Origin of the sequence: Paenibacillus sp. JGP012 (genome assembly GCF_014203995.1) — a bacterium.
GTDB lineage: Bacteria > Bacillota > Bacilli > Paenibacillales > Paenibacillaceae > Paenibacillus > Paenibacillus silvae.
Map to the genome: position 1 here is coordinate 15,096 of NZ_JACHKG010000049.1, position 16,201 is coordinate 31,296.

The following is a 16,201-nucleotide window of genomic DNA, read 5'->3' on the forward strand; positions in this document are numbered from 1 at the left end:
AATCCGCTGTGAATGATTGCAAGCAACTTGTCGACAAGTATACAAAATTCGATTTTTTTACTTTTTAGGGCATGATAATCTCTGCATGATTTTTAATCGTACTGCTGCAAGCAGACAGCTGTTATGTGTCGTTACGACGATTTGTAAGCGTTTGTTTATAACTCAGACAAAGGAGTAATCTCATCATGAGCACTATTTTCGGACTATCCCATAATGCGACACTGCTGGTCTGGACGTTGATTGCCATCATCTTCCTGATCCTGTTGATCTCCAAATATAAATGGAACCCGTTTATTACCCTTCTATTATCTGCATTGATGCTTGGTTTATTAACGGGAATGAAACCAGCCGATGTTATATCCTCCATTACAGGAGGTCTTGGCGGTACATTAGGCACAATTGCCATCGTTATTGGACTTGGCACCATGCTCGGCAAGATGATGGCCGAATCCGGCGGAGCCGAGCAGATTGCTACGACCCTGGTGGACCGTTTCGGTGTGAAACGAGTGCATTGGGCCATGATGATTGTTGGTTTTATTGTAGGTATTCCCGTTTTCTTTGAAGTGGGCGTCATTCTCATGATTCCGATCATTTTCACCGTGGCCCGCAAAACGAACATGTCCCTGCTTCAGATCGGAATTCCTATTCTGGCTGGTCTCTCAACTGTACACGGGCTTGTTCCGCCGCATCCGGCCCCTATGATTGCAATCGAAGCCTATAACGCTGATCTGGGGAAAACGATTCTCTACTCCCTGCTGGTCGGTATTCCTACAGCGATTATTGCTGGACCTGTATTCGGTAAATTTATCGGCAAAAGAATTCATACCGAACCGCCAGCAGAGCTCGCTGAGCAGTTCTCAGCCAAGAAGAACAGCAATCTGCCCGGATTTGGCATTACCCTGTTTACTATTTTGCTTCCGGTCATTCTCATGCTCATCGGCTCTATCGCAAATATCGTTGATCCTGAAGCAACAAGCGGCTTTACCGTTTTCAGTGAATTTATTGGTAATGAAATTATTGCCCTGCTGATCGCTGTTGTCTTTGCCCTCTTTTCACTCGGCTTTGCGCGCGGATTCAGCAAACATGAACTATCCCGTTTCACCAGCGAATGCCTGGCACCCACTGCAACGATTATTCTCATCATCGGCGGCGGCGGCGCATTCAAGCAGGTGCTGATTAATAGCGGCGTGGGCAATGCCATTGCCGAATTCGCCACACATGCCAATATCAATGTCATTCTGTTCGCCTGGCTTGTTGCTGCCCTCATTCGCGTTGCAACCGGTTCAGCTACGGTAGCCATGACTACAGCGGCAGGTATTGTAGCCCCCGTGCTTGCGCTGACACCTGGAGCTAATATTGAGCTGGTTGTGCTTGCTACGGGCGCAGGCTCTCTCGTCCTGTCCCATGTCAACGATGCAGGCTTCTGGATGATTAAGGAATTCTTTAATATGAGCGTTGCTCAAACACTCAAAACGTGGACCGTTATGGAAACACTACTTTCCGTTGTTGGACTGCTCTTTATTTTGCTGCTGAGCACTGTGGTGTAAAATTAAAATATACGTGTAAATCTGTTTAACTGCAGTCCTGTCTTCAACAATGGGTTCTCAGTTCTTTAAAGAAAGAGGGATCTCTCTATGACCAACTATATGATTGGAATGGATATCGGCACTACCAGTACCAAATCCGTGTTATTCACAGAGCAAGGCGAGGTGATCACGACCTCCACTCAGGAATATCCGCTCTACACCCCTGCACCGGATGTAGCAGAACAGGACCCCGAAGAGATCGTGCAGGCAGCTATTCGCTCGGTACGCGGCGTGATGAGCGAGAGCCAGATTTCGGCTGATCAGGTTCTCTTCGTATCCTGCAGCTCGGCCATGCACAGCGTCATTGCCATGGATCAGCAGCATCAGCCGCTGACACGCTGCATCACCTGGGCAGATAACCGCAGCGCAGCCTGGGCGACCAAGCTTCAGGAGAATGGCGTTGGCCATCAGATCTATCTGCGTACAGGCACACCCATTCATCCGATGTCACCCCTGACCAAATTGATGTGGCTGCGCCATGATGAACCTGAATTGTTCCAGCGCACGGCAAAATTTATTTCGATTAAAGAGTATTTGTTCTTCCGCCTGTTCGGGCAATATGTTGTCGATCATTCCATTGCCTCCTGCACCGGGCTGCTTAACCTGGAGCAGCTGGACTGGGACAAGGAAGCTCTTGATCTTGCAGGCATTACAGCCAATCATCTGTCAAAGCTTGTACCAACCACCTATACAATAGAGGGAATCCATCCCGAATCGGCTGAAAAAATGTCCCTCTCCCCCTCTACGCCCTTTGTCATCGGCGCAAGTGACGGGGTATTGTCCAACCTTGGTGTCAACGCGATTGAACCAGGTGTTGTCGCTGCCACCATTGGCACCAGCGGAGCGATTCGCACCGTCGTTGATCGCCCTGTAACCGATCCGAAAGGCCGGACCTTCTGTTACGCCCTGACCGAAAATATGTGGGTTGTAGGCGGACCTGTGAATAACGGTGGCATGCTGTTCCGCTGGGTACGGGATGAGTTCGCTGCATCCGAAGTGGAGACGGCCAAGCGTCTTGGCATAGATTCCTATGACGTTCTGACCAAAATTGCGGAGCGTGTCGCGCCAGGCTCTGAAGGACTGCTGTTTCATCCGTACCTTTCGGGCGAACGAGCCCCGCTCTGGAACCCGGATGCCCGCGGCTCGTTCTTTGGGCTGACACTTCACCATCAGAAGCAGCATATGATTCGTGCTGTGCTTGAAGGCGTAATTTTCAATCTCTATACCGTTCTGCTGGCAATGGAGGAGCAGATTGGACAGCCAACCTCGATACAGGCTACCGGTGGGTTCGCACGCTCTCCACTATGGCGGCAGATGATGTCCGACATCTTTAATCAAGAGGTCGTTGTACCCGAGAGCTTCGAAAGCTCCTGTCTCGGCGCTGTTGTGCTCGGCCTTTATGCTACAGGGCGAATCAAGTCTCTGCATGCCGTCTCCTCTATGGTTGGTACAACTCACCGGCACACACCGATCAAAGAGCATGCTTCCATCTATCGGGAGCTGCTGCCGATCTATATTCGTATTTCACGCAAGCTGGAAGAGGAATATACAGATATCGCAGCTTTCCAACGCAAAATGTCTATGCCTCATATGTAAAAAGAGGAAGGCCCCGCAGCCCAAAATCGGCTGCAGGGCCTTCCTCTTTTTGATCATTTCCCTACCTCACTCTAATGCAGATACCTGTGTCCGGCAGCAGGCCCGCCTACCTCTTTTTTCAAAATACGTCCTCTTTACCCGATCCTCGACCAATCAATATAGATGCTATTTGAACAAAAACAACCATGAAAATCACCATTCTTTTACTCGTAGTCACCTCATGAGTGTGAAAGACACATCCCATGCATTGGATCATTTTACATCTGCCCAGTTCATCGCAGTCTTCAATTTATCCACAACGAGGTTATTCACATCCCCGGATCACTTTTGCACACAAACCCGCATCTTTCGACGGATATCCTGTGTATAAAATAATTTGTCCTATTGGGTCATTCTGTCGAAACTTAAACAATTTATAAACAATATATTGTGTTGTGACTAAAAATTATACACAAGTTATTGAATTTGTGGATAAAATCTCGCCATACGTTGAAATGCGGGGCTTCTTTTGCTATGATTGTATTACTTTTGGATGTGAATATGTGATCTGACCTATAATATTATCAACAGCCTGTGGATAAAGTTGTGAACAATTTTCCGTTGTTCATTCTTTTTTTGTTTTTGACCTGCGGGGGTTTGGGGATAAATTCCGGCAATATATCTCGTATTTCGACACTGCATCATGGCTTAAGCCACACTTGGAACATGTAAAAGGAGTGACAGTCTGTGGACAGCCATACTTCTGATTTATGGCAGCAAATTTTATCAATTATACAAAACAAACTCAGCAAACCCAGCTTCGACACCTGGTTCAAAGCAACGAAAGCAACCAAGCTGAATGATCAGACGATCGTTATCTCCGCCCCAACCACGTTTGCCGTCGAATGGCTGGAGAGCCGTTATACCAAACTGGTCGGTTCGACGGTCTATGAGCTGCTTGGCAAACAGGTCGATGTGAAATTTGTCATCGAAGAGAACAAACCTGTAGAGCCAGACCCTCAGCTGCCTGCGCCTACGCCAACGGTCGTTCAGGAAGAAGCGGTGCTCAGCATGCTGAATCCAAAATATACGTTCGATACCTTTGTCATCGGGCCGGGCAACCGTTTTGCCCATGCCGCATCGCTGGCGGTCGCTGAAGCGCCCGCCAAAGCGTACAATCCTCTTTTCCTATATGGAGGAGTTGGACTTGGCAAGACCCACTTGATGCACGCAATAGGACATTATATTTTGGAGCATGATCCGAGCAGCAAGGTGGTTTATTTGTCATCTGAGAAATTTACGAACGAATTCATTAATTCGATCCGGGACAATCGCGGGGAAAGCTTCCGCAACAAATACCGGAGCGTAGATATTCTGCTTATTGATGATATTCAGTTCCTGGCCGGAAAAGAATCAACTCAAGAGGAATTTTTCCATACGTTTAATGCGCTGCATGAGGAACGGAAGCAGATCATCATCTCCAGCGACAGACCACCGAAGGAAATTCCAACCCTGGAGGAGCGGCTGCGCTCCCGGTTTGAGTGGGGTTTGATTACGGATATTCAGCCTCCGGACCTGGAGACGCGGATTGCCATTTTGCGTAAAAAGGCGCGTGCGGAGAATCTTGATATTCCGAATGAAGCGATGATGTATATCGCGAACCAGATCGATACGAACATTCGAGAGCTTGAAGGGGCGCTCATTCGTGTTGTTGCATACTCTTCACTGACCAATCAAGACGTAAGTTCCCATCTGGCCGCTGAAGCCTTGAAGGACATCATTCCTTCCAGCCGTCCCAAAATGATCACAATTCAAGACATCCAACAAAAGGTCGGCGAGTATTACAGCCTCAAGCTTGAAGACTTCAAAGCACGGAAACGAACAAAAGCTGTTGCTTTCCCGAGACAGATTGCTATGTATCTCTCTCGAGAACTAACTGACTTTTCTCTGCCCAAAATCGGGGAAGCTTTCGGAGGACGAGATCATACCACCGTCATTCACGCCCATGAAAAGATCTCTCAAGCGATCAAGAACGATCAGGATCTCTATAAAGTTATCAACAACTTAACCGAAAAAATTAAGAATCCAACCTGAACAAGTCCCAAGCCTATGCACAACGTGTACACATGTGGATAGGCTTAATTTTATGGGTTTAACCCTACTTATCCACATATTCAGTGCCCCTATTACTATTATTACTATAAAGAACTAAAGATATCTTCTCCAAAAAGCCGTCGCAAAGAACGGCCTTCGGCCTATCGATAAACACCTTTTCAATACCAAACCAGAACAGGCTCAACCTAAAAAATCCGCTAGGAGTGAAATCATGAAAATCAGCATAATGAAAAGCTATCTTAACGAGTCCATTCAGCAAGTATCCAAAGCGATCTCCAGTCGTACGACGATCCCCATTCTGAGCGGTATCAAATTCGACGTGAATCACCAAGGTGTGACGTTGACAGCAAGTGACACGGATATATCCATTCAGTCCTTTATCCCGCTTGAAGAGGGAGACAAAAGTGTGGTTCAGGTGGAGCAGCCAGGAAGCGTTGTGCTACCAGCCAAGTTTTTCGTAGAGATCATCAAAAAGCTGCCTTCGCAGGAAGTTCATATGGAGGTCAAAGAAAATTTCAACACCTTTATCTCCGCAGGCGCTACCGAGATTCAGCTCGTTGGTCTGGACCCGGAGGAGTTCCCGGTGCTGCCAAGCATTGAAGAGAATCAAACGGTATCCATTCCTGGCGATCTGCTGAAAAATATGATCAAGCAGACGGTATTCTCTATTTCTACCCATGAAACGACACCGATTCTGACAGGTGTACTGTGGAGTCTGGCAGATAACGAGTTGAAATTTGTGGCAACGGACCGTCACCGTCTTGCTACACGCTCGGCAATGCTGGATAATGCAGAGGGCATCCGTTTCAACAATGTGGTAATCTCGGGTAAAACGCTGAACGAGTTGAGCAAAATTGTGCCAGATCAAAACACACTTGTGGATATCGTTGTTGCAGACAATCAGGTATTGTTCAAAATTGACCGCGTATTGTTCTATTCCCGCATTTTGGACGGAACATATCCGGATACTTCTAGAATTATTCCAACGTCCTACAAAACAGAACTTGTTTTGGATACAAAAAAATTAAGTGAATCGATTGACCGGGCTTATTTGCTGTCGCGTGAGGAAAAAACAAACATTGTTCGCATGCAGACGATGGACTCCGGCACGATTGAAATATCCTCCAGCTCCTCTGAGCTTGGTAAAGTAAGAGAAGAGATTGAGCCTGCTGAATTTACGGGTGATCCGCTCAAAATCTCGTTTAACTCCAAATATATGCTTGATGTGCTGAAAGTTGTGGAAAGTGAGCAGCTGATGATTGCCTTCACCGGTGTCATGAGCCCGATCATCCTTAAACCGCTGGACGACAGTCACAGCCTGTACGTCATCCTGCCTTACCGGACGACCAATTAACGAAAGGAAGATCATGATGAAACAAGTATCCATCCGTACGGAATACATCAAGCTTGACCAATTTCTAAAACTGGCAGATTGCATCCCCACTGGAGGCATGGCCAAAGCGATACTGCAGGAAGGGCTTGTACGTGTGAATAAAGAGCCTGAGGAACGTCGTGGACGGAAGTTATACCCTGGGGATATCGTAGAGGTGGACGGAGAAGGCACATTTGAAGTGGTTGCCGAATAGAAGAACCAGGGTGCAATCCGGCTGCCTCCTGACGGACGGGAAAAAAGGGAGGTTACCGCGTGTTTGTGAACAGCATAGAGTTGCAGCAATTCCGCAATTATGAACATCTGAAGCTGGATTCATTTGGTCCCGTCAACCTGTTGATTGGACAAAATGCTCAAGGCAAAACCAATCTGGCCGAGGCTATTTTTGTGCTTGCACTCACCAAGAGCCATCGTACCTCCCGGGATAAGGAACTGATTCGATTTGGCGAGGACCGGTCACGACTTACAGCTGAGGTCGACAAAAAATACGGAGCAGTCAAACTGGAGCTTTCCTTATCGCAGCAAGGCAAAAAAGCGAAAATCAACGGGCTGGAGCAGCGAAAATTAAGCGATTTTGTCGGGACACTTAATGTGGTGATGTTTGCTCCCGAGGATCTGGAGATCGTCAAGGGCACACCGGGGGTACGCCGCCGGTTCCTTGACATGGAGATCGGGCAAGTGGCTCCAGGGTATCTATACCACCTGCAGCAGTATCAAAAGGTGCTGGTGCAGCGGAATAATCTGCTCAAGCAGCTGTGGGGCCAAGGAGCATCCGCCCAGATGATGCTGGAGATCTGGAACGAGCAGCTGGCAGAGCATGGTGTTAAAATCGTCAAAAAAAGGAAACAATTCATAAAGAAACTGCAAAAGTGGGCTGAAACGATACATCAGGGCATCACCGGAGGCGGTGAAGTCCTGCGCCTGGCCTACCTTCCCTCCTTCAGCGAAGCGGCTGAGGAAGATGAAGCTGTCTTAATGGATCAATTTATGATAAAATTATCACAAATGAAAGAGCAGGAGATTCGCCGAGGCACAACGCTAAGTGGGCCGCATCGGGATGACCTGTCCTTTTTCATTAACGAACGGGAAGTACAAACGTATGGCTCACAAGGGCAGCAGCGCACTACAGCGTTGTCTCTTAAGCTTGCGGAAATTGAACTGATTCATGAAGAGATCGGAGAATATCCGGTGCTTCTGCTGGATGATGTGTTATCCGAACTCGATCCTTTTCGCCAAACCCAACTGATCGAAACATTCCAAAGCAAGGTACAGACCTTTATTACCGCTACGGGAATTGAGAGCCTGAACGTTGACAAGCTTAAAGATGCCAGTATTTATCACGTTCATGCCGGACAGGTGGAACGCTAAGGAGTGAGGGCTTATGTACATTCATCTGGGCGGAGAAAAAATCATCCGTTCTTCCGAACTGGTTGCTATTTTTGATATATCCATCGAAAAATCTTCAAAAATATCGAAGCAGTACGTTACACATGCCGAACAGGAAAAAACCGTTGAGCATATCGGCGAAGAGGAAGCAAAGTCCATTGTTGTGACGAAAAATATCGTGTATTATTCACCGATTTCCTCCGCTACGCTCAAGAAGCGTGCTCACCATTTTCCTGATCTCTAGTGTTATTGCAAGAGAGAACTTCGGTGCTGCTTATATTTTTAAGTTAACGCATATTCAAGATATTGAATCTATAGAAGTAGGTGAAAGGCATGTCTATGAATCAATCTTCATATGGTGCAGATGAAATTCAGGTTCTTGAAGGACTGGAAGCCGTACGTAAACGTCCGGGGATGTACATCGGTTCCACCAGTGCAAAAGGACTGCATCATCTGGTCTGGGAAGTAGTGGACAACAGTATCGATGAAGCGCTGGCGGGTTACTGTGATCATATTGAGATTACCATACACGAAGATAACAGTATTACCGTTGTAGACAACGGACGGGGGATTCCGGTTGGTGAACATGCCAAAATGAAACGCCCTGCTCTGGAAGTAGTTATGACTGTTCTCCATGCAGGGGGTAAATTCGGCGGCGGCGGCTACAAGGTATCCGGTGGTTTGCACGGTGTGGGTGTGTCCGTTGTTAACGCTCTTTCCGAGAAAGTCGTGGTGACAGTTAAAGTTGACGGTCATATCCATCAGCAGGAATATCGCCGTGGTGTTCCGCAGTATGATCTTAAAGTCATTGGTACGACAGATGAGACGGGGACAACGGTAACATTCCATCCTGACCCGGAAATCTTTACAGAAACGACCGTATACGATTACGACACGTTGCTGACACGGGTCCGCGAGCTGGCTTTTCTGAACAAAGGCATTGGCCTGACTCTGACGGATGAGCGTACAGGTGCAACCAATTCCTTCATGTACGAAGGCGGGATCATCGAATATGTATCCTTCCTGAATCAGAAGCGCGAGGTGCTGCACGAGAATCCAATCTACGTTGAAGGTGCGCGGGATAACATTCAGGTAGAAGTTGCACTGCAGTACAATGACAACTATACCGAGAATATTTATTCTTTTGCCAACAACATCAACACCCATGAGGGCGGAACGCATGAATCCGGCTTCAAGAGTGCGCTCACACGGATTATTAATGACTATGCCCGCAAGTCGGGTGTAATTAAAGATAGCACCGGCAACTTGTCTGGTGACGATGTGCGGGAAGGTCTGACGGCCATTATCTCGGTCAAAATTCCTGAGCCGCAATTCGAAGGACAGACCAAAACCAAGCTCGGAAACAGTGAAGTGCGTGGTATTGTAGAATCGTTGTTCGCAGAGAAGCTGCAGGAGTTTCTGGAAGAGAATCCTTCCGTATCCCGTCGCATTTTGGAAAAAGGTTTGCAGGCAGCTCGCGCCCGTGAAGCGGCGCGTAAAGCTCGTGAGTTGACACGCCGTAAAGGTGCGCTGGAAGTCAGCTCCCTGCCAGGTAAACTGGCGGACTGTTCATCCAAGGATGCGTCCATCAGCGAATTGTACATCGTCGAAGGAGACTCTGCCGGCGGTTCTGCTAAACAGGGGCGTGACCGTCACTTCCAGGCTATTTTGCCACTGCGTGGTAAGATTCTGAACGTGGAAAAGGCACGTCTTGATCGTATTCTCGGTAACGCTGAAATTCGTGCAATTATCACTGCGATGGGAACAGGGATCGGGGACGATTTCGACATCTCCAAAGCACGTTACCACAAAATCATTCTGATGACCGATGCCGACGTCGATGGTGCTCACATCCGAACACTGCTGCTGACCTTCCTGTATCGGTACATGCGCAAAATCATTGAGGCCGGTTATGTATATATCGCACAGCCGCCACTTTTCAAGATTGAGCGCAACAAGGTGATTCGTTATGCGGGCTCGGAGAAAGAGCGTGACGAGATTATTGCTTCCCTGGGAGAGAACGCCAAGTACAACATCCAGCGTTACAAAGGTCTGGGCGAGATGAATGCCGGACAGCTGTGGGAAACAACGATGGACCCGGAAAGCCGCACGATGCTGCAAGTATCCATCAGCGACGCGATGCTGGCTGATGCCATGTTTGATACATTGATGGGAGATAACGTTGAACCTCGTCGTGATTTCATTCAGGAAAATGCAAAATACGTGAAAAACCTCGATATTTAATGGATTTGCGAAGAGGCGCCTGTGAGGGCGCCTTTTTTATATTATGAGTGGTATGCGCTTATTTATCTGGCAGTCCGTCGTTTAAAGGCAGAAGCCTGCGCTTTTGAAACTTTGGAAGTTTTCTTTTTTGTTTTACTCTTCTTGGAAGCGGGCAGACGTCCATAAGCAATCGCATAACGTTTGATCTTGCGATAGGCCTCTTTGTCAGGCAACAGACCAAAAGCGTAGATGCCAGGCAGCGTATTGACCTCCAGAATCCAGGGGCGGCCTTGATCATCAAGTGCAATATCAATGCCGATCTCCTTAAGTCTGGGAAAGGTGCTCTGCAGCTGAACTGCGGTATGAATCCCGAGCCGATACAATTCATGCTGCAGCTTTTGGAATCGATCCTTTTTGAGCTGAGGGAGTACCAATTCTTCAAACGTGGCGAGCCTACCTCCCCCGTGAATGTTTGTGATGATTTTCCCTGGTGCAGCGAGTCGGCCCAGAATACCTGTCGTTTCCCAGTTATGCTGCAGGTTCTTCTGAGTTAATACACGCAGATCAAAAGGCAAATCTTCATGTTTCATCAAAGGAATGCCCTGCTGAATGATATAGTCACGCTGCTGGATGCGTTTGTTTATTGCTTGTTCCAGTTCATCAAGAGAATGAAAGACCTGCTCCTCTGTTCCATGCTGGAGATGATAGGTGAGAAGCTCAAGCTTGCCTGGTTCGGATGGTTCAGAATTGGTGGAATGTTTAGCTTCTGTAGTTTCTGTAGCTTTTGTACCTTCTGATTCTTCAGACAGTTCAGCATCGTTTGTCTCGTTTGCCTTTTCTTCAGGTGCAGAAGCTGCCAGAGTGACCCGTGTTGTCTTCACACGCATTACGCCGTTGCCATACGTTCCGCGGTCCGGTTTGATATAGTTCGCCGGGAACAGCTCGGTCATCCGTTCCAGTGTTTGCCGGCTGTATTTTCGGGTCACGGGTATATATTCATTCACATGACGACTGCGCTGAAGGACAGTTGTTTTGACCCATTTGCTGGAGACACGCTGGATACTCAATGTGCATCAGTCCTTTCTTGTTTTGATCGGCTCGTCTGAGAGGCTGCATGCAGAAAATCAAAGGACAAGAGACGATTTCAGTGGTATAATAGAGGAATATGGCGTTTTGTGCTGTGGGCTGCTAAACTTGTAGTTTGTTTGCCAGCTGGGAACGGCTCCAGCCTTAAATTAGACAGTGCATATGCCGCTTTTCTAGCATTGTATGTGGTTTTGGTGAGGAAGGCAGGGCTAATCCCCAGACTCACATAAGTTCCTGGAAGAAAGGCTATTGCCCAGCAGACGTTTAATTGTGTAACTTTTGTGAAAGTAATATAATAAAGAGTAGCGTTCTTGCGCGGTTGTAGCCTTGTTAGGCTTTTCACATATATTATTTTTTTCGAAATGATTGATTTGGAACGTTGGTTAAAGGACAAGAAGGAGGTCCAGCATGGCGGAAGAAATGAACTCGCAGATTAAAGATCGGGATATTGGCGTCGAGATGCGTGAATCGTTTATGGATTATGCGATGAGCATCATTGTGAGCCGTGCCTTGCCTGATGTGCGTGACGGATTGAAGCCGGTTCACCGGCGCATTCTGTATGCAATGTCGGAGCTTGGTATGACACCTGACAAACCCCATAAAAAATCGGCCAGAATCGTCGGCGAAGTTATCGGTAAGTATCACCCTCACGGTGACTCTGCGGTATACGAGACGATGGTACGGATGGCTCAAGATTTCTCCCTGCGTTATATGCATGTGGATGGACACGGTAACTTCGGTTCAGTTGATGGCGACATGGCTGCAGCGATGCGTTATACCGAGGCGCGTTTATCCAAAATCGCAATGGAAATGCTCAGGGATATCAACAAGGATACAATTGATTTCCAACCGAACTATGATGGTGAAGAAAATGAACCGGTAGTTCTGCCGTCTCGTTTTCCTAACTTGCTTGTTAACGGTGTCGGCGGTATCGCTGTTGGTATGGCTACCAATATCCCTCCTCATAATCTGGGAGAGGTTATTGACGGCGTACAAGCGATGATCAAAAATCCGGATATTACATCCATGGAACTGATGGATTATATTCAGGGGCCGGACTTCCCTACATCGGGTTATATTCTGGGACGTTCAGGCATTCGCCAGGCTTACCAGACTGGACGCGGATCGGTAACGATGCGTGCCAGAACGAATATTGAAGAGAACAACAATAAAGCTCGCATCGTCGTTACAGAGCTTCCGTATCAGGTGAACAAGGCAAGACTGGTTGAGAAAATTGCTGAGCTGGTACGTGACAAAAAAATCGACGGAATTACGGATCTGCGTGATGAATCTGACCGTAACGGTATGCGGATTGTGATCGAGCTTCGTCGGGACGTCAATCCTGGCGTGGTGCTGAACAACTTGTACAAGCATACATCGATGCAGTCCACGTTCGGTATTAACATGCTGGCGATTGTGAACAAAGAACCGAAGATTCTGAATCTGCGTGAAGTGTTGTATCACTACCTTCAGCACCAGATCGAGGTTATTCGCAGACGTACCCAGTTTGAACTGAAAAAAGCAGAGGCTCGTGCCCATATTCTGGAAGGCTTGCGTATTGCACTGGATCATATCGACGAGATCATTGCTTTGATTCGTTCGTCCAGCAATACAGATGCCGCTAGAGAAGGTTTGATTGAGCGCTTCTCACTCAGCCACGATCAGGCTCAGGCCATTCTGGATATGCGTCTGCAACGTCTGACAGGCTTGGAACGCGAACGGATCGAGAACGAATACAACGAATTGATGGTTAAAATTCGAGAATATCGTGAAATTTTGGCTAATGAACATCTTGTGCTTGAGATTATCAGTACAGAGCTACAAGAGATTCGTGAGCGTTTTGGTGACGATCGCCGTACCGAGATCACTGTGGGTGAAGAAAGCATTCTTGATGAGGACCTGATTCCACGTGAAGAGGTTATCATTACGATTACACATACGGGTTACGTGAAACGTTTGCCTGCATCGACATACCGCAGCCAGAAACGTGGAGGACGTGGTGTTGTCGGGATGGATACGAAGGATACCGACTTTGTCGAGCATCTGTTTGTAACCAATTCTCACAACTACCTGATGTTCTTCACGGATAAAGGTAAGGTATATCGCCTGAAAGCTTACGAGATTCCAGAGCTTGGACGTACAGCGCGCGGGACACCAATTATCAATCTGATTCAGATTGAGCAGGGAGAGTCCGTCAATGCGGTTATTCCGGTGCAGGAATTCGAGAGCGACAAGTATCTGTTCTTTGCGACACGTCAAGGTGTAGTGAAGAAAACACCACTTGAGGATTACACAAACATCCGTAAGGGTGGTCTGATTGGTATTTCCTTGCGTGATGATGACAGTCTGATTGATGTGAAGCTGACAGATGGCCAGCAGGAGATTATCATGGGTACAGCTCACGGAATGTCCATTCGTTTCTCGGAAGGCAATGTTCGTTCCATGGGACGTAGTGCTACCGGGGTTAAAGGTATCACGCTAGATGATCAAGATGCAGTTATCGGAATGGATGTTGTCGATGCTGAACTGGATGTATTGATCGTTACAGCCAAAGGATACGGTAAACGTACACCAGTCAGTGACTATCGTATGCAGACTCGTGGCGGTAAAGGGATCAAAACGATCAATGTTACCGAGAAAAACGGTGCTGTGGTTAGCCTCAAAATGGTTAAAACGGAAGAGGATCTCATGATCATTACGTCCAGCGGTACGTTGATTCGTATGAGCATGGACGGCATCTCAACGATGGGTCGCTATACACAGGGTGTCAAGCTGATTCATATCCGTGAGGAAGATGCTGTTGCTACCGTTAGCCGAATTGATAAAAATGAAGAAGAACCAGATGAAGAGAACGTTGAAGCAGCGGAAGCTGGAGTATCCTCTGATTCAGAGTCAGCGCTGGAAGAAGGGTTGACGTCCGGAGGAGAGGCCGATGTTCAAGGTGAGGATTCAGGTTCAGAAGAATAATATAATTATCTTGTCCTAAATTGCGAAGAAGATCGAAAACAAGATGTAGAAGATTGAAAACAAGATATGGAAGGGCTCCCTTTGGGGAGCCTTTTTGGTATGGAGAAACGAAATGAAGGCAGGCTCCAAAATCTAGGATGTACAGCCTGTTTCCTGAGTAATATAATGGGAAATAACATGAGAAACCGGGACTATGGTCTTGTATTGTCATCATCTTTAAGAAGAACGATGAGTGAGGGGAATCAGTATGGGATTAATTGCTCTGTCCGAAGTGAAACCTGGGTTGAAACTGGGCAGTGATGTGCAGACATTGCGCGGCAATGTGCTGCTGCAAAAGGGGAAAATCATTTTACCCAAAGATGTGGAAGTTCTCAGAGCCTTTATGATTCATCAAATTGATATTGAACAGGAGAAGGTAGCGGCTGGAAGCAGCAGTTCTTCAAAAGGGGTGGCTGGAGCATCGGGGACAGCAGCTGTTGCAGAGAAGAGTGGGGAACGCACTGGCACACTTGTCTCAGCACCCGTGAGTACACTGCAGGATGAATACGAGAAGATGGTTACCATGACCAAAAAAGCTTTCCTCTCCTCTCTGGCAGCTGAACTGCCTGTTTATGAGCTAAGAACACAGCTGGAGACGCTCTTTGTACACCTCAAGCAGTATAATGTGCTTACCTTTAGCCCTCGTGTGATGAAAGAACATGATTATATCTACCATCATGCTGTATTGAGTGCCATTACTTCTTATCAGTTGGCTCAATGGGTGGACCTTCCTTCGAAAGACTGGATGCAGGTTGCCTTTGCAGGATTGTTCCATGATATCGGCAATAACAAAGTTGATCCGCAGATTCTGCATAAACCCTCGTCTCTGACTGTGGAGGAGCAGGAAGAGATCAGACAGCACACCAAGTATGGTTATCAGATACTCAAACAAGCTAAAGCAATTAATGAGGGAGCCAGACTGGCAGCATTACAGCATCATGAAAAAGTAGATGGATCAGGTTATCCGTTGCACCTTACCGGCACACAGATTCATATCTATGCGAAAATTGTAGCTATCGCGGACATCTTCCATGCAATGACACTGGAACGAATCTATCGTAAGGCACAGTCCCCGTATCTGGTACTGGATCAGATTCAAAGCGAGGCTTTCGGTAAATTGGATCCTTCAATTGTGAATACTTTTGTACAGCGTTCCACCCAGATTCATAATGGCATTCGAGTGAAACTGAGTAATAATCAGATTGGGGAGATTATTTTCTCCGATCGTGACCATCCGACTCGCCCTATGGTATCTGTGGAGGGAACGATCATTAATCTGATGCAGCAGAGACAGTTATATATCCAGGAAGTGCTCGGTTAGCAACTAACGAGTGTTGAAATGGTTGTAGGCCTCCTCAGAGACGGGGAGGTTTTATGTTTGTCACGTTATTTTTTAGTAAAAGAGATATGATGAGATCATATATTGCTCTCCAGCATCAGGTATTCGATTAATTTTAAAAATAACACTTGCATTCATATTATATACATGGTATATTCTAATTCCGGCCAAGAAAACACAGTTTACGCGGTGCGGCAAGCAACTTACAAAAAAGCTTCGAAAGAAGCTTGAAAAAAGAGCTTGCAAAGTTGGTTCGGAACATGGTATGATATAAAAGTTACTGAAGCGAACGAGCGATGGTGACAAAATAAGTTTGATCTTTGAAAACTGAACAACGAGTGAGTAATCATTCTGCTTGCAGAATGAATGTGAAGGTTTTTGGTGCATGCCATCTGGCTGTATGAAAACTGGAACAACAATGAGATTTTTAATCTCGTCAGATTCAAAATGAGCTAATCGCTCTTTTCAATACTTTATTGGAGAGTTTGATCCTGG

Annotated in this window: 11 protein-coding genes; 10 read left to right on the forward strand and 1 reads right to left on the reverse strand. The window is 47.0% G+C overall.

Annotated features, from left to right (window positions below):
- Positions 1–185: 185 nt before the first annotated feature.
- The 8 genes from HNR77_RS28825 (at position 186) to gyrB (ending at position 10,296) form a co-directional block, all read left to right on the forward strand.
- Complete coding sequence (locus HNR77_RS28825) at positions 186–1,547, forward strand: GntT/GntP/DsdX family permease (protein ID WP_184191369.1); 1,362 nt, start codon at positions 186–188, stop codon at positions 1,545–1,547.
- Positions 1,548–1,634: 87 nt separating this feature from the next.
- Positions 1,635–3,182 carry a gluconokinase gene (gene gntK / locus HNR77_RS28830; RefSeq protein ID WP_184191371.1) on the forward strand — a complete coding sequence of 516 codons (1,548 nt, stop codon included), beginning with the start codon at positions 1,635–1,637 and terminating at the stop codon, positions 3,180–3,182.
- 726 nt (positions 3,183–3,908) lie between these two features.
- Entirely contained in the window at positions 3,909–5,255 is a 1,347-nt protein-coding gene (dnaA, locus tag HNR77_RS28835) for a chromosomal replication initiator protein DnaA (RefSeq protein WP_111272516.1), read from the forward strand.
- 232 nt (positions 5,256–5,487) lie between these two features.
- Entirely contained in the window at positions 5,488–6,630 is a 1,143-nt protein-coding gene (gene dnaN, locus HNR77_RS28840; RefSeq protein ID WP_111272517.1) for a DNA polymerase III subunit beta, read from the forward strand.
- Between the two features lie 16 nt (positions 6,631–6,646).
- Positions 6,647–6,862: a S4 domain-containing protein YaaA gene (yaaA, locus tag HNR77_RS28845; RefSeq protein ID WP_282446313.1), complete on the forward strand. Its 216-nt coding sequence runs from the start codon at positions 6,647–6,649 to the stop codon at positions 6,860–6,862.
- Between the two features lie 59 nt (positions 6,863–6,921).
- Positions 6,922–8,034, forward strand: coding sequence for a DNA replication/repair protein RecF (gene recF / locus HNR77_RS28850; RefSeq protein WP_184191375.1), 1,113 nt, complete (start codon positions 6,922–6,924; stop codon positions 8,032–8,034).
- Between the two features lie 13 nt (positions 8,035–8,047).
- The gene (remB, locus tag HNR77_RS28855) at positions 8,048–8,296 is read left to right on the forward strand and encodes an extracellular matrix regulator RemB (protein WP_090923610.1); all 249 of its coding nucleotides are present in this window, start codon (positions 8,048–8,050) and stop codon (positions 8,294–8,296) included.
- Between the two features lie 89 nt (positions 8,297–8,385).
- Positions 8,386–10,296 (forward strand): DNA topoisomerase (ATP-hydrolyzing) subunit B, encoded by a 1,911-nt coding sequence (gene gyrB, locus HNR77_RS28860; RefSeq protein ID WP_184191377.1) that lies wholly within the window; start codon positions 8,386–8,388, stop codon positions 10,294–10,296.
- Between the two features lie 62 nt (positions 10,297–10,358).
- Here the strand turns inward: gyrB and HNR77_RS28865 are convergent, their stop codons facing one another.
- Positions 10,359–11,342: a YheC/YheD family protein gene (locus tag HNR77_RS28865; protein ID WP_184191378.1), complete on the reverse strand. Its 984-nt coding sequence runs from the start codon at positions 11,340–11,342 to the stop codon at positions 10,359–10,361.
- Positions 11,343–11,769: 427 nt separating this feature from the next.
- Between HNR77_RS28865 and gyrA the strand changes: the two genes are divergently transcribed.
- Both gyrA and HNR77_RS28875 read left to right on the forward strand, forming a co-directional pair.
- Positions 11,770–14,328 carry a DNA gyrase subunit A gene (gene gyrA, locus HNR77_RS28870; protein WP_184191380.1) on the forward strand — a complete coding sequence of 853 codons (2,559 nt, stop codon included), beginning with the start codon at positions 11,770–11,772 and terminating at the stop codon, positions 14,326–14,328.
- Between the two features lie 247 nt (positions 14,329–14,575).
- Positions 14,576–15,688, forward strand: a complete 1,113-nt coding sequence (locus HNR77_RS28875; protein WP_184191382.1) for an HD-GYP domain-containing protein — start codon at positions 14,576–14,578, stop codon at positions 15,686–15,688.
- Positions 15,689–16,201: the final 513 nt, after the last annotated feature.

Coding starts and splice junctions, on each gene's coding strand:
- HNR77_RS28825 (WP_184191369.1), top strand. CDS start 186: ATGAGCACTATTTTCGGACTATCCCATAATGCGACACTGCTGGTCTGG.
- dnaN (WP_111272517.1), top strand. CDS start 5,488: ATGAAAATCAGCATAATGAAAAGCTATCTTAACGAGTCCATTCAGCAA.
- remB (WP_090923610.1), top strand. CDS start 8,048: ATGTACATTCATCTGGGCGGAGAAAAAATCATCCGTTCTTCCGAACTG.
- gntK (WP_184191371.1), top strand. CDS start 1,635: ATGACCAACTATATGATTGGAATGGATATCGGCACTACCAGTACCAAA.
- HNR77_RS28875 (WP_184191382.1), top strand. CDS start 14,576: ATGGGATTAATTGCTCTGTCCGAAGTGAAACCTGGGTTGAAACTGGGC.
- gyrA (WP_184191380.1), top strand. CDS start 11,770: ATGGCGGAAGAAATGAACTCGCAGATTAAAGATCGGGATATTGGCGTC.
- gyrB (WP_184191377.1), top strand. CDS start 8,386: ATGTCTATGAATCAATCTTCATATGGTGCAGATGAAATTCAGGTTCTT.
- yaaA (WP_282446313.1), top strand. CDS start 6,647: ATGAAACAAGTATCCATCCGTACGGAATACATCAAGCTTGACCAATTT.